At 75.0% G+C, this 13,995-nt stretch carries 12 protein-coding genes; 7 read left to right on the top strand and 5 right to left on the bottom strand.

Going from position 1 to position 13,995, the window contains the following annotated elements; translation table 11 throughout:
• Positions 1-22: 22 nt before the first annotated feature.
• On the bottom strand, positions 23-967 hold the full coding sequence (locus tag QWY28_RS20270; RefSeq protein WP_300954544.1) for an SCP2 sterol-binding domain-containing protein: 945 nt from the start codon (positions 965-967) through the stop codon (positions 23-25).
• Between the two features lie 192 nt (positions 968-1,159).
• Here QWY28_RS20270 and QWY28_RS20265 point away from each other — a divergent pair, with 192 nt between their 5' ends.
• A complete protein-coding gene (locus tag QWY28_RS20265; RefSeq protein ID WP_300954542.1) occupies positions 1,160-1,699 on the top strand; it encodes a carboxymuconolactone decarboxylase family protein in 540 nt (179 codons plus the stop codon).
• Positions 1,700-1,721: 22 nt separating this feature from the next.
• Here QWY28_RS20265 and QWY28_RS20260 read toward each other — a convergent pair whose 3' ends face one another.
• Positions 1,722-3,044: an HNH endonuclease gene (locus tag QWY28_RS20260; protein ID WP_300954540.1), complete on the bottom strand. Its 1,323-nt coding sequence runs from the start codon at positions 3,042-3,044 to the stop codon at positions 1,722-1,724.
• 68 nt (positions 3,045-3,112) lie between these two features.
• Complete coding sequence (locus tag QWY28_RS20255) at positions 3,113-4,648, bottom strand: acyl-CoA carboxylase subunit beta (protein WP_300954537.1); 1,536 nt, start codon at positions 4,646-4,648, stop codon at positions 3,113-3,115.
• A 74-nt stretch (positions 4,649-4,722) separates the two neighbouring features.
• On the opposite strand from QWY28_RS20255, the gene bla reads away from it, so the two are divergent.
• Positions 4,723-5,604 carry a class A beta-lactamase gene (bla, locus tag QWY28_RS20250; RefSeq protein WP_300954534.1) on the top strand — a complete coding sequence of 294 codons (882 nt, stop codon included), beginning with the start codon at positions 4,723-4,725 and terminating at the stop codon, positions 5,602-5,604.
• Here bla and QWY28_RS20245 read toward each other — a convergent pair.
• Positions 5,591-6,520: a DNA-3-methyladenine glycosylase family protein gene (locus tag QWY28_RS20245; RefSeq protein ID WP_300954532.1), complete on the bottom strand. Its 930-nt coding sequence runs from the start codon at positions 6,518-6,520 to the stop codon at positions 5,591-5,593. The genes bla and QWY28_RS20245 overlap by 14 nt on opposite strands.
• 87 nt (positions 6,521-6,607) lie before the next feature.
• On the opposite strand from QWY28_RS20245, the gene QWY28_RS20240 reads away from it, so the two are divergent.
• On the top strand, positions 6,608-7,378 hold the full coding sequence (locus QWY28_RS20240) for an enoyl-CoA hydratase/isomerase family protein (RefSeq protein WP_300954530.1): 771 nt from the start codon (positions 6,608-6,610) through the stop codon (positions 7,376-7,378).
• Positions 7,379-7,400: 22 nt separating this feature from the next.
• On the opposite strand, the gene QWY28_RS20235 is transcribed toward QWY28_RS20240, so the two are convergent.
• Positions 7,401-10,619, bottom strand: a complete 3,219-nt coding sequence (locus QWY28_RS20235; RefSeq protein WP_300954528.1) for a M36 family metallopeptidase — start codon at positions 10,617-10,619, stop codon at positions 7,401-7,403.
• A 144-nt stretch (positions 10,620-10,763) separates the two neighbouring features.
• Between QWY28_RS20235 and QWY28_RS20230 the strand changes: the two genes are divergently transcribed.
• The 4 genes from QWY28_RS20230 to QWY28_RS20215 all read left to right on the top strand — a co-directional run bounded on the left by QWY28_RS20230 (position 10,764) and on the right by QWY28_RS20215 (position 13,970).
• Positions 10,764-12,311, top strand: coding sequence for an ATP-dependent DNA ligase (locus tag QWY28_RS20230; protein WP_300954526.1), 1,548 nt, complete (start codon positions 10,764-10,766; stop codon positions 12,309-12,311).
• A 10-nt stretch (positions 12,312-12,321) separates the two neighbouring features.
• Positions 12,322-12,507 carry a hypothetical protein gene (locus QWY28_RS20225; protein ID WP_300954523.1) on the top strand — a complete coding sequence of 62 codons (186 nt, stop codon included), beginning with the start codon at positions 12,322-12,324 and terminating at the stop codon, positions 12,505-12,507.
• Positions 12,508-12,557: 50 nt separating this feature from the next.
• Positions 12,558-13,205, top strand: a complete 648-nt coding sequence (locus QWY28_RS20220) for a hypothetical protein (protein ID WP_300954521.1) — start codon at positions 12,558-12,560, stop codon at positions 13,203-13,205.
• Positions 13,206-13,280: 75 nt separating this feature from the next.
• Positions 13,281-13,970: a TetR/AcrR family transcriptional regulator gene (locus QWY28_RS20215; protein ID WP_300954518.1), complete on the top strand. Its 690-nt coding sequence runs from the start codon at positions 13,281-13,283 to the stop codon at positions 13,968-13,970.
• The last annotated feature ends 25 nt before the right edge of the window (positions 13,971-13,995 follow it).

The raw sequence follows: 13,995 nt of genomic DNA, 5'->3' as shown, positions 1-13,995 counted from the left end.
CTCCTCCTGCTCGCCCGGCCGCTCAGGCGTCCGCGCCGGCGGGGAACTGGATCACCGAGGCGAGCTGCAGCGCCTTGGACTTGTCCCCCTTGACCCCCAGCCGACCCTTCAGCACGCCGGCGACGGCGCCGAGGTGGCCGGTGGCCAGGCGCAGGAAGTCGTGGGCCTCGCAGACGATCGTCGCGTCGCGGTGGCCCTCGTCGCCGCGCGTGACGACGGCCGCGCCCTCGCGAAGCGCGACGACGTAGCGGTCCGGCTCCCCCGGGCCGCCGCCGAGCCGGAAGCCCACCGTCAGGTCGAGCCGCGCCGCCCTGCGACCGTCGACGAACGACGGCAGCCGGCGGAAGACCTCCTCGAGCACGATCGGACGGAAACCACCGGCCATCACGCGACGCAGGTGGTCGGTGCTCGCCTCGCCCACGGCTCGCGCCACCGCGTCGGGGTCCAGGGCGGTCGGGTCGACCGCGGCGCCGGTGTGGCCCGGCACGCGGAACACCGCTCCGACGGAGAGCGCCAGCAGCGCGTCGCCCTCGACGTCGAGCCCGCCGCAGAGGTACTCCAGCCCCGCGTTGCGCTGGCCCGAGACGAGCCGCACGAAACGCAGCAGGCTCGTGGTCAGCACGACGTCTGCGCCGGCTGCGGCCTCCGGGTCGACCACCAGCCCGACCGTGCCGTGGTCGAGCCGGATCGCGTGGCTCTCCAGCAACCGGCCGTTGCGCCGCAGGTCGAAGCGCACCATGCCGGACACCGCCGCGAGGCGGTCGGCGTCGGCGTACTCCTCCATCCGCCGGAGGATGCCGGGCACCGCCGCGGCGCGGACCTCCTCCTGGCCGATCAGCTGCAGCAGCTGGTCGTCATCGGCTGCGGCTACCGCGGCGACGAGCTCCTCGGCGGGTGTCTCGGCGAAGAACCGGTCGGCCGTGGCCCGGTCGGCGGTGCGGAGCTTGTCCAGGAGGGTCGCGGTCACGAGCCCTGGCTACCACGTCCGCACCTCGGCGCGACACCGGCGGTGCGGCGCGCCGCGCGAGGGCGCCGACCGCCTGCGCGGACCTGCCGCGCCGACGCGGGCGGGGTACCGGATGCTCATGCGGATCATGAGCCCAGATGTCACGACGGCGCCGCCGCCCGTCGAGCAGGCGCACCGGTCGGAGCAGGCGGCATGAGCGCGCGGATCACGCCCGGCACCCGACGCGACGTCGGCTTGGCAACCTGGGCCTTCGCCCACCTCGCCGGTCGGGTCTCCGGCACGGAACCGCCGGCCGTGTTCCTGACCCTTGGGCGGCACCGCCGGCTGTTCCGGGGCTGGCTGCACTTCGCGGGCCGGATGATGCCCGGCGGCCGGCTCCCCCGTCGCGAGACCGAGCTGGTCATCCTGCGGGTCGCGCACCTGACCGGCAGCGAGTACGAGGCGACGCAGCACCGCGGGCTCGGGCGTCGTGCCGGGCTCGGCGACGACGAGATCGACCGGGTCTCGGACGGGCCGGAAGCCCCGGGGTGGTCGCCTCGCGAACGGCTGCTCCTGCGGGCGACCGACGAGCTCCACACGACCCGCGACCTCTCGGACGCGACGTGGACCGAGCTGCGTGCCGAGCTCGACGAGCCGACCTGCATCGAGCTGCTGATGCTGGTCGGTCACTACGAGATGCTCGCGACGACCCTGGGCGCGCTGCGCGTCCAGCCGGACCGTCGCCGGGGCTGACCCACGAGGGGCCCTCGCCGGGTCAGGTGGCCAGGACGAACTCGAGGCGGATCGGTGGCCCCCGGCGGACGGTCACCAGGGTGGGGGGCCGGCTGTGATGTCGGTGCCCGGTCGGCGTGGTGGTCTCGACACCGTCGTCGGACGGCTCGGCCTCCCATCCCGGTGCCTGCTTCGCGTGGTTGCAGGCCTGGCACAGGCCCTGTCCGTTCCGGCCGGTCGTCTCCCCGCCATCGGCGACGGACCGGGCGTGGTCCTGGTGCCGGATCGGTGCACCGCACCACGGGGTGCGACACACCTGGTCGCGGAGGCGGATGAGGCGGGCGAGCGCCCGGGGGAACCTCCGGGCCCGGGAGTCCATCGCGACGAGCTCGCCGGTCTGCGGGCCGGCGTACAGCCGCCGCAGCCAGACCTCGTCGCCCCTGCTGAGCGCGCCTGCCAGGACCTCCAGGCCCAGCTCGGCGGGAACCCACCCGAAGCCGTCGACGTGGGCCGGCTCGTCGGACTCCCCGAACACCACCTGGTCCGACATCACGAGACCGAGCTCGATCCTCGGACCGCCGTTGGCCTCGTGACCACCGAGCACGTTGCTCACCAGGGTGTCGGCCATGACTTGGCCCTTGCCGCGGTCGTCCGCGCCGTCCGCCCGGGCGCGGTCGGCGGCCTTGACGAGCGCTGCGTACGCCGCGACTCCCTCCGCCGCGGGCAGCAGGGCGGTCAGGTAGACCATGGCGTCCGGCGCGGGTCGGATCGTCACGCGTCGGTCCGCCGTCGCCTGCCGCTGCCTGCGCACGACCGCGGCGGCGTCCAGGCGCGCTGCGTGCCGTCGGCACGCCGAGGCGATGTCGCGATCGTTCATCCGGTCCAGCGCCTCGGGGTCGGACGCCAGGAGCCGGTCGACCTCGCGCCGGTCCTCCAGCTCCAGGCAGGCGGTCTCGCGGGCGGCCAGGGTGGCGCCGTACTCGGTGACCTTCCCCTGCCGCCACGCCGCCCACAGCAGCGGCATCTCGGCGGCCACGACCTTCGCCAGTCCGAGGTGGCGCTGGCCGCGGTGGTGGGACTCCTTGCGGGCCAGGCCCACCTGCGCGGCGACCCCACGGCCGCGGCGGGCGGGAGGCACCCCGGCCCCGGCCTGCGCGGCGCGTTGCGAGGCGTCCAGCTCGCGGGCCAGGGCCGCCTGGGCGGCGGTCGCGACCCGGACCAGGTCCTCCAGGGCGGTGATGGAGTCCACCCGTTCGGCGTCATCCAGTCCGGACGGTGCATCGAGCGCGGCGGACAGCGCGGCGCGGACGCCGTCGATGGTCGAGGCGCGCAGCATCCCGGCGTCGGGAGGCGTCGGCTCGGGCACGCCGGTGACCCTAGGACGAGCCGCGGACAGGCGCAGCCGGCCATCCACAGGACCGGCGGAACGCGGGCCTACCAGGTGTCGACGGACCGCCGGGAGCCGACCAGCCGGTCGTCGCGGGCGGCGGCGTCGATGACGCGGGCGAGGAGGTGCCGCGTCTCGGCCGGGTCGATGACGTCGTCGATCTCGAAGTGGCGGGCCACGTTGAGCGCCGAGGACCGCTTGCGTGCGAAGGCGGTCAGCTCCTGCACGGTCCGCTCGCGCTCGGCGTCGTCCTCGATCGCCTCCAGCTCGCGTCGCATGGCGAGCCGCACGGCGCCCTCGAGGCCCATGGCGCCCAGGTGCGCGCCGGGCCAGGCGAGGGTCAGCAGCGGCTCGTGGGTGCTGCCGCCGAGCATCGCCTGGGCGCCGAGCCCGTACGCACGCCGCAGCACCACGCCGACGAGCGGCACCGTGAGCTGCGCCCCGACCACGAGCAGGCGCGAGGTGTGCCGCACGAGCCCGGTCCGCTCCGCGTCGGGTCCGACCATCATCCCGGGGGTGTCGACGAGCGAGACGACCGGGAAGCCGTGGGCATCGCACAGCTGCAGGAAGCGTGCCGCCTTGTCGCCGGCGTCCGCGGTGATCGCGCCGGCCATGTGGCGGGTGTCGTTGGCGAGCACCCCGACCGTCCGGCCCTCGATGCGACCGAGTGCGGTGAGCAGCTCGGGGGCGAACGAAGGCCGGAGCACGGTCACGCTGTCGACGTCGCACAACGTCTCCACGACCGGCTCGACGTCGTACGCCGTCCGCTCGCCGTCGGGGACCGCGTCGCGCAGCGGGGCCTGGTCGGGGGCGGTCCACTCGTCGACCGGGCCGAGGAAGTAGCCGAGCAGCCGCTGCGCGACCTCGACCACCTCGTCGTCCTCGGCGACCACGTCCACGACGCCGTTGGCCGTCATCACGTCGATCGGCCCGACGTCCTCGGCGGCGACGTCGCCGAGCCCGCCACCGGCGATCATGGCCGGCCCGCCCATGCCGAGCGAGGCCCGCTCGGTGGCCACGACGAGGTCGGCGCACCCGGCGACGACGGCGTTGCCCGCGAAGCAGTTGTCGTCGACGACCGCGATCCGCGCCACCCGTCCCGAGAGCCGCGCCCACGCGGCGAAGGTGGTGACGTCGAGCGCGGACACCAGCGGGATGTCGGAGTCGCCGGGCCGGCCACCACCTCCGGCGGCGAAGAAGACGGTCGGCAGCTCGAGCCGCTCGACCACGTCGAGGAGCCGGTCGGTCTTGCGGTGGCCGCGCATGCCCTGGGTGCCGGCCATGACGAGGTAGTCGTAGGACAGCACCGCGCACTGGCGTCCACCGACGGTCGCGAGCCCGCCGACGATGCCGTCCGCGACGGTCCGGTCGAGGAGGTCGTCGAGGTCGCGCCGTCCCTCCTGGGCGGCGGTGACGAACCGGCCGTACTCCACGAAGCTGCCGGGGTCGACGAGCGCGGCGACGTTCTCCCGCGCGGTGCGCCCGCCGCGGGCGTGCAGCCGGGCGACGGCCTCGGGACGCGCCGCGTCCTCCGTCAGCGCCCGCCGGGCGAGCAGGTCGAGGAGCTCCTGGCGGATCGGCACGCAGCGGAGTGTAGGGGCGCACCGTCCGGTCGCCCGGGAGCACCGGGCCGAGCGGCCACCGGGAGGATGGGTCCGTGAGGTCCCTCCTGGCACGACGCTCGGCGCTGCTCGGTCTCGGCCTGACCGCGCTCGCCGCCTGCGGCTCCGACGACCCGGCCCCCGCCTCGCCCTCGAAGTCGCCGTCGAAGTCGCCGTCGAAGTCGCCGTCGCCCTCGCCGTCGCCTCGGCGGGAACCACCTGTGGGCGCGCCCGCGCTGGGCGCCGGCCGGGAGGAGCTGCGCCGCATCGAGGACGAGCACGACGCCGTCGTCGGGCTGGCCGCCGCCGACACGACCGGGCTGCTCCTCGCCCACCGCGCCGACACCCGCCTGGCGCTCTGCTCCACCGTCAAGCCCCTCGTGGCGGCGGCGCTGCTCGCCCGCGACGGAGCGCCGGACCCCCGCATGCGGGCGTGGATCACCGCGGCGGTCCGCGACAGCGACAACGAGGCAGCCAACGCCCTGCTCGCCGAGCTGGGCGGCCCGGCCACGGTGACGGCGTACCTGCGCGCCCTCGGCGACGACATCACCCGCCTCGACCGCTGGGAGCCGGCGCTCAACGAGCACGTGCCCGGCGACCCGCGGGACACGACCTCGCCGGCCGCGCTCGCGTCGACCTACGCCGCGCTCCTGCTGGGCGGCGCGCTGGAGGAGGGCGCCCGTGACCTGCTGACCGGGCTGATGGTCGACGCCACCACCGGCGACGCACGGATCCGCGCGGCGGTGCCGGCCGGCTGGCGGGTCGGCGACAAGACGGGCACTGGTGGGCACGGCACCGTCAACGACGTGGCCGTGCTCTGGCCGCCGGGGCGCGACCCCTGGGTGCTGGCCGTCCTGGTCCGGTCCCAGCACGCCGACGGCGAGGTGCCGGAGTCGGCGGTCGCGGAGGCGGCGGCGGTCGCGATCAGGTACGTGTGACCCGCGCCGGCAGGTGCGTCCGCGGCGCCATCCGCGCGCCGTGGCGGGGGCGCCGGTGGCCGGCCAGGTAGAGCAGCGTGACGACCCGCTGGCGGTGCGGGCGCCAGGGCTCGAGGTAGGCCTCCATCGCGGCGTCGTCGAAGGGGGTGCCGGTGAGCGCCCAGCCGACGTCCTTGGCCACGTGGTAGTCGCCGAAGGACACCGCGTCGGGGTCGCCGAGGGCCCGCTGCCGCACCTCCGCGGCCGTCCAGCGCCCGATGCCGGGGATGGCGCACAGCCGTCGCTCGACCTCGTCGCCGGGCAGGACGACGAGCCGCTCCATGGCATCGGCGACCCGGGCGACGGTGACGAGCGCCCGCGAGCGCGCGTGGTCGACGTGCATCCGCAGCCACTCCCACGACGGCACCTGCCGGATCGTCTCGGCCGTCGGCTGGACCCACAGGTCGCGCTCCGGGCCGGGGCCGGGTGCGCGCTCGCCGTACCTCCGCACGAGCATGCGGAACCCCGCGAACGCCTCCTGCCCGGTCACCTTCTGCTCGAGGATCGCGGGGACCAGCGCCTCCATCACCAGGCCGGTCCGCCCGAGCCGTACGTGCGGGTGCTGTCGTCGGGCCGCGACCAGGACCGGGTGGCGCGGGTCGAAGCCGGTCCAGTCGTCGCCCGCACCGAGGAGGTCCGGCACCGAGGCCAGCGCCCACTCCGCGCCAGGCCCCCAGGCCTCGGCGTGCACGGCGCCCTCGCCCGCGGCGAGGTGCAGCGCGAGCGTCGCCGGGCCGGTGGGCGTGCGGATGCCGCGCCAGTGCCGTCCGTGCGCGTCGACGCGGTACGTCGGGTCCCCGCCGCCCCGCTTGAGCAGCCGCATCGGCCCCAGGCCACAGGGCCAGTCCGGGTGCCACACGCGGGTCGAGGACGTCACGGCACGACGCTAACCCGGCGTACCGACAGCGGCCCAGGCAGCAACGGACGAGAACACGTTCTACCTCCCGCCGCTAGGGTTCCGCCCATGCTGCAGGTCTCCGACGAGCGCCGCGTGCGCACCCTGACCCTGGACCGCCCCGAGGCGCTCAACGCCTTCAACGAGGCCCTGTACGACGCGCTCGCCGACGCACTGCTGGCAGCGGCGCAGGACCCGGACGTGGCCGTGGTCCTGCTGACCGGCAACGGCCGGGGATTCAGCGCCGGGACCGACCTGCTGGAGATGCACCGCATCGCCACCGACCCGACCTTCCAGCGCGGCCGGCACGGCTTCCCCGGGCTGGTCGACGCCCTCGTCGACCTCCCCAAGCCGCTCGTGGTGGCGGTCAACGGCGTGGGCCTGGGGATCGGCGCGACCATCCTCGGCTTCGCCGACCTCGCGTTCATGTCCTCCACGGCCCGGCTGAAGTGCCCCTTCACCTCCCTCGGCGTCGCCCCCGAGGCCGCGTCGTCCTACCTGCTCCCCCGGCTCGTCGGGCGGCAGGACGCCGCCTGGATGCTGCTGTCGGCGGAGTGGGTGTCCGCCGCCGAGGCGCTGGAGATGGGGCTGGTGTGGCGGGTCTGCGAGCCCGACGACCTGCTCCCCGAGGCGCGGCGGCACGCCGAGGTGCTGGCCTCGCGCCCGGTGGCGTCGCTCGTGGCGGTCAAGCGCGCCATGACGGCGCCCCTGCGGGAGGGCATCGACGCGGCCCGGGAGCGCGAGAACGCCGCCTTCGCCGAGCTGATGGGCGGCCCGGCCAACCTCGAGGCCCTCGGCGCGTTCGCCGAGGGCCGCGAGGCCGACTTCACCGAGATGTGAGCGGGACCGCGACGGGACGCGGTCAGCGCGGCTCGCGCACCGTCACGTCGAAGGACGCGCCCGCGCCGTAGATCAGCAGGAACCCGGCGTACGCCGCTCCCGGCGGGATCGTGACCGCCTCGTCGAAGTAGCCGAAGTCGCCGGCGATCGGGGCGCAGTCCGGGCCGTACCAGTAGAGCAGCCACTCACCGACCGGCACGGAGCCGCTGTAGGTCAGCGTGTGCTTGCCGTCCGCCGAGCCCTCCGGCAGCTTGGTGAACCAGGCGTCCGAGCCGTTGGCCGGCGGCAGCTCCGGGCAGCTCGCGGCCCACGACAGCTCGGTGACGCCGGGGCGGTAGGGGTCGAGCCCGAGGAGCGAGCCCTGCGCCGGGTTGCCAACGGCGACCGAGCCGGAGGTGGTGACCGGCTTGTCGGGCTTCGGCTCGGTGGGCGTGATCCCGGAGGCCCGCCCGAAGACCTGGACCTCACCGATGATCGCGGTCGAGGCGTTCTCGGCGCCGTCACCGAAGGTGGACAGCGGGCTGACCCGGACGAAGCGGGCCTTGACCGGCCGCTCCAGGTCGTAGGTCTTGAGCATCTGGTCGCCGACGGTGGGTCGCGGCTGCTTGAAGGAGTACGTCGCCGTGGTGACCGTGCGCCACTGCTTGCCGTCGGTGGAGGTCTGCACGCGGACCTTGTCGGCCGCCGCGAAGCGCGGCAGCGTCGGCGGCTTCATCACGCTGACGTTGACGGTCTCGACGACCGAGGACTTCTGCAGCCGGACGACCACCGAGGCCTTCTTGCCGTCGACGTACGCCACGTCCTGCGGGCCGGTCTGGTAGGCGCTGGCCTCGGTGTCGTCGAACATCGCGGCCGCCGGTAGCGCGGGGTTCTCGCTGCTGACCTTGGTCACCTTCGCGCCGGACAGCTCCGAGAGGAGGTTCGGCCGGAGGCGGATGGTCTTGTCGAGCGTGCGGCCGCGCTGGACGGTGACCGGGAACCGCTGGATGCCGAAGCCCGGCGCCTGCAGGGTCAGCGTGTAGCGGCCCGGCGTCATCGCGGCGCCGGCGCGACCGGACTTGTCGGTGGTGTCGACCGGCGTCGTGCGGGCCTCGAACACGCCGGGCAGCACCCGCACGCCCTTGACCGGGCGTCCGGTGGAGGCGTTCAGGACCCGCAGGGCCAAGCGGCCGTTGGCGGCGGCCGACTTGACGTCGAAGCCCGGCCGCGGGTCGGTGTCGGCCTCGCCCTTCGTGCGGGCCGAGGCGCCCATGCCTCGCTTGGCGAAGACGGCCCAGAGCAGGTCGTCGTACTTCTTGCCGTAGCGCAGCTGGCTGGCCTTGAGGATCGCGTCCCGCATGTCGAGGAACGACGGCTCGGGCGCCGAGATCGGCATCGCGTCCATGACCAGGTGCTCGGCGATGTCGCTCGCCCGGCGCTGGTCGCCGCCGACGCTGCGCAGGATCGCGGTGCGCAGGTCCCACAGCGTCGCGGTCCAGATCTCGCCGTCGGAGTGGACCTCGGGGCCGGAGGTGTCGTAGCCGATGTCGCCGTACGTAGTCGGGTGCTCGGCGTAGTTCCAGTTGCGGATGCCGCGGTGCTTGTCGCCGACGTACGCCGCCGTGACGGCGGTCCGCGAGAGGCCCTCGCGGAAGAGGTGGTTCATCGCGAACCAGTCGCCCCAGCCCTCGCCCATCGAGCCGCCCTGCACGACGCCGAGCGCGCCGAGGCCGCCGCCGCCGACGTACCGGTTGGAGAGGCCGTGGCTGTACTCGTGCTGGATGATCGTCGCGTCGAAGTCGCCGTCGCGGTAGGGACCCTCGAACGCGTCGTCGACGGGGTTCCACAGGTACATGTTGGTGATGCCCGGGATGCCGTCGGGCAGCGTCAGCATGTTGGCGTTGTTGCGGCCGAGCCCGAGGACCGGGTCGGTCAGGCCGGTCGCGCCGGACTGCGCCCCGCCGAGGATCAGGTCGCCGCCGAGGCCGCCCTTGCCGAAGTTGTCGAGCTGGAAGTTGCCGGCCGTCTCGGTGAAGCCGAACTCGTAGTACTCGTCGTGGATCCGGTTGTGGTGGTAGAAGAGGTTGACCGCCGCGGCGTTCGCGTCGCGCACCCACGAGCCGGTCGCGCCCTTGGTCTCGCGCCAGGCGTCGGGGAAGTCGTAGTCGAACGTGCCGGTCGGCGAGACCGGGCGGATCGCCTGGTCGACGGGGACCAGCGGGACGGTCCACGCGTTCGCGGTGTCGGCGTTGTTGCCCAGCGTGGTGATGCCGGTGCCGAGGATGCCCGTGGGGTCGACCCAGCCGCGGGGCGACTGCGGGGTCTTGTCGAAGGACTTCGTGACCGGCTTGCCGCCCTTCGGCGCGCCCGGGTAGTTCTCGTAGACGGTGCCCTCGGCGTGCTGGACCAGCGACTTGCGCAGCAGCGGCTCGCCGGTGGCGGCGTCGACGACCTGGACGTACGCCTCGTGCATGCTCTTCACGACCAGCACGGCGTACGCCGCGCGAGCGCCGTCGGCCATCGGGAACGCGATCCGGCGCACCCGCAGCACGTCGGCGAGCGGGCCGGCGGCGTACACGTCGTAACCGCCCTGCTTGCGGCCCAGCGCCTCGACGACCATGTCGACCGCGGGCGCGACGGCGTCGAGGACCGTGCCGATCGCCTCGGCCGGCGAGAGGTCGAAGGAGCCGACCAACCGGCTGGGCCGGACCGGGTTGCCCGCGTAGCTCACGACCCGCCCGGCGCGGTCGGTCACCACGGTGAGCACGCCGCCGTAGCCGGCCGCGACGCCGCCGAAGACCTGCGCGAAGCTGACCACCCGCGCGCCTGTCCCGGGCAGCTCGTGGTCGCGGATCACCTCGAGCGCGTCCACGTCGGCGGCGTCGATCCCGAGCACCGCCGTGTTCTCCCGCAGCCAGCCGCGCGAGATCGTGACCGCGTCGCCGGAGCGGGGGCCGGTGAGCGTGCCGCCGTCCTTCCAGACCGAGCGCGGCGTGCCAGCGGGGTTCCACGCGACCGAGGCGCCCAGGGAGCGGGCGGCTGTTCGCTGGGCCGTGGTCGGCCCGAGGTCGGGGAGCGCCCGGCGGGCGTCGTACGCCAGCGACCGGAGGTCGCCGACGAGGCCGGCGACGGGGCCGGTGGTGGTGGGAGCGGAGGCGGCCGGCGCCGAGGTGGCGTCGGCGGAGCCGGTGATGGACAGGGTGGGGACGGCGATCGCCGCCAGGCCGATGACGGCGGCGACGGACGTGCGCGAGCGGACCACGGCATTCCTGACGTTCGTGCTGGACCCGGTGGGGCCCGAGGCGGTGTGGGGTTGCCTGGAGAACGACGGTGCGGCGCGAGGGATACGCGTCGGTAACCACCGACTGTGTGAATTCCGTGTTGCGTGGCTGGGTTGAATGGCCCCGTGCTCCTCGCCGACGTCGTGGCCACCTCGCAGGCCGTCGCCGCCACCCGCTCCCGCAAGGCCAAGGTCGCGGCGGTCGCCGAGCTGCTGGCGCGGCTCGAGCTGTCCGACCCGGACGAGGTCTCGACCGTCGTGTCGTACGTCGCCGGCTCGCTGCGCCAGCGCCGCACCGGTCTCGTGTGGCGCTCGCTCGCCACGCTCCCCGCGCCGGCGGCCGAGCCGTCGCTGACCGTCGCCGGGGTGCACGAGGCCTTCGACGCGATCGCGGCGCTCGCCGGGCCCGGGTCGCAGTCCGCGCGGGCGACCGCGGTCGCCGAGGTGTTCGGCCGGGCGACGGCCGAGGAGCAGACCTGGCTGCGTGCGCTCGTCACCGGCGAGGTGCGCCAGGGTGCCCTCGATGCGCTGGTGCAGGAGGCGGTCGCGGCCGCCGGCGGCGTACCGCTCGCCTCGGTGCGGCGGGCCGCGATGCTCGCCGGGTCGACGGTCGCCGTGGCCGTCGCCGCCCTGACCGGCGGCGAGGAGGCGCTGGCGGCGTTCGGGCTGGAGGTCGGCCGCCCGGTGCTGCCGATGCTCGCGTCCTCGGCGACCTCGACCGAGGAGGCGATGGCGAAGGCCGGCGGCGGCGAGGTCGCCGTCGACACCAAGCTCGACGGGATCCGGATCCAGGTCCACCGCGACGGCGACGCGGTGCTCGTCGCCACCCGGTCGCTCGACGACATCACCGACCGGCTGCCCGAGGTGGTCGCGGTCGCGCGGTCGCTGCCGGCGCAGCGGTTCGTGCTCGACGGCGAGGCGATCGCGCTGGACGCCGACGGCCGGCCGCGGCCCTTCCAGGAGACCGCCTCGCGCACCGCCCAGGCCTCCGACGGCCGGGTCGCGGTGACGCCGTACTTCTTCGACCTGCTCCACGTCGACGGCCGCGACCTCCTCGACTCCCCCGGCACCGAGCGGCTCGCCGAGCTCGAGCGGCTCGTCCCCGACCGCTACCGCGTCGCCCGGCTGGTCACCGCCGACGTCGACGAGGCCGATCGGTTCGTCGCGCAGGTGCTCGCCGCCGGGCACGAGGGCGTCGTGGTCAAGAACCTCGCCGCGGCGTACGACGCCGGCCGCCGCGGCGCCGCGTGGGTCAAGGTGAAGCCGGTGCTCACCCTCGACCTCGTCGTGCTCGCCGTCGAGTGGGGCTCGGGGCGGCGGCAGGGCTGGCTGTCCAACATCCACCTCGGCGCCCGCGACCCCGAGACCGGCGAGCTCGTGATGCTGGGCAAGACGTTCAAGGGGATGACCGACGAGATGCTCGCCTGGCAGACCGAGCGGTTCCTCGGGCTCGCCACCTCCCGCGACCCGTACGCCGTCCGGGTGCGGCCCGAGCAGGTCGTCGAGGTCGCCATCGACGGCGTGCAACGCTCGACCCGCTACCCCGGCGGCGTCGCGCTGCGCTTCGCGCGGGTCGTGCGCTACCGCGACGACAAGCGGCCCGACGAGATCGACACCATCGGCAGCGTGCGCGCCCTGCTCACGGGCCGGCCCAGCGAGGAGGAGGACGGGTGAGGACGAACCCATGAGGAACGTGCAGTTCTGGCAGGTCTCGGGCTACGAGGCCAACGCCGACATCGAGGACGAGCCGCTGCCGCCCGGCCACCTGCACCGCGGCACCAACACCGAGGACGGCGCCCGCGTGCTGGTCTTCTGGGACGAGTCGATGGGCCGCTGGCAGGAGGTCGACCCCTCCCTGGTCGACGCCTGAGCCACGCGCCGGCCGCCGCGCCCGGCGTGCCGTCCGCCATGATGCGGCTCGTGCACACCCGGTGGCTGGCGACGACGGCGCTGTCCTACGCCGTGCTCCACCACCTGGGCCTGCTGCCCGACGGCCTCGGCGCGGCACCCGCGGGCACCCGCTGGGCCGACTGGCTCGACCTCGCCGTGCCCTGGCTGGTGCTCGCCCCGGCGGCCGCCACGCTCGCCGCCGCCCGCGCGACGCCGCGGCAGTGGGTGCTGCTCGGGTGCGGCGCGGTCGCGTATGCCTCCGGGCACGGCATCCACCTCGCCGCGAACTCCGTCGCCAACACCGACCCCGGCCCGACCGCGCACCTGTGGGACGAGGCCGTCGGGCACCTGGTCTGGTACGCCGGCGTGGCGCTCGTCCTCGCGGCGCTGGCCACCACGATGCGCGGTCGGCCGCGCCCCGCTGCGACCGCGGCGCCGGTCGCGACTGCTGCGGCCGTCGCGCTGGCCGTGGGGGTGGGCACGACCTGGGCGACCAACGCCGTCGGCGGCGCGGGCACCACCGCCCCTGGGCTCGTCCTCGCGCTCCTGGCGACCGGCTGGGGCTGGCGCCGGCGGCACGACCTGGGCGTGCTGGTGCTGGTGGCCGGCGCCGCCGCGGTGACCGTGCTGCTGGCCGTGCTGCTGGCCGTGCTGCTGGGCGTGCCGGCCGGCGGTTGACGGTCCCCGGACGCGGTCGCGCCAGATCCGTCACAGCCGTGCAACTCCGAGTTGCACGCTCGCTACGATCGGGGTATGACCACCCAGCGCATCGACGGCCGGCGCTCCGCTGCCGCCGCCCGTCGCCGGGCGCGGGAGCAGGAGATCGTCGCCGCCACCCGCCGGCTCTTCGACGAGCGCGGCGTGCGCGACGCCCAGATCGACGACATCGCCTCGGCGGTCGGCATCAACCGGGCGATCGTCTACCGCCACTTCTCCGGCAAGGAGGAGATCTTCGCGCTGACGCTGGTCTCCTACCTCGACGAGCTGCGCGGCGAGCTCGAGGCCGCCGCCGACGGCGCGGAGGCGGCGCCCGCGCGCCTGGCCGCGATCGTGACCGCCTTCGTCGACTACGGCCTGGCCCACCCCGCGTTCGTCGACTGCGCGCAGGCACTGATGCGCCGCACCGGCGCGGAGCTGCTCGACGAGATCAGCGAGAGCGCGCTCTTCCGGCTCGGCCGCGGGATCTCCTCCTGCCTGCGCCAGCTGAGCAGCGCGCTGGAGCACGGCGTCGCGACCGGTGACTTCCACGTCGACGAGCCCGCGCTGCTCGCCAACACCCTCTACGCCAGCGGCCTCGGCGCACTCCAGCTCGCGCGGCTCGGCATCCTCGTCGAGGAGGCCGCCCCCGGCGTGCCGACCGTCGGCGCGATCAGCCCCGACCAGGTGCGCCACCACCTCGTCACCTCTGCGCTGGCGCTGGCCACCCACCCGCCGACCACCTGACGCGGGCCCGGCCCCACCCCGGCCC

It is taken from the genome of Nocardioides oceani (assembly GCF_030412965.1).
GTDB classification, from domain to species: Bacteria; Actinomycetota; Actinomycetes; order Propionibacteriales; family Nocardioidaceae; genus Nocardioides; species Nocardioides oceani.
Note: the sequence above shows the minus strand (reverse complement) of the source record. Positions and strands in the feature narration are given on the sequence as shown.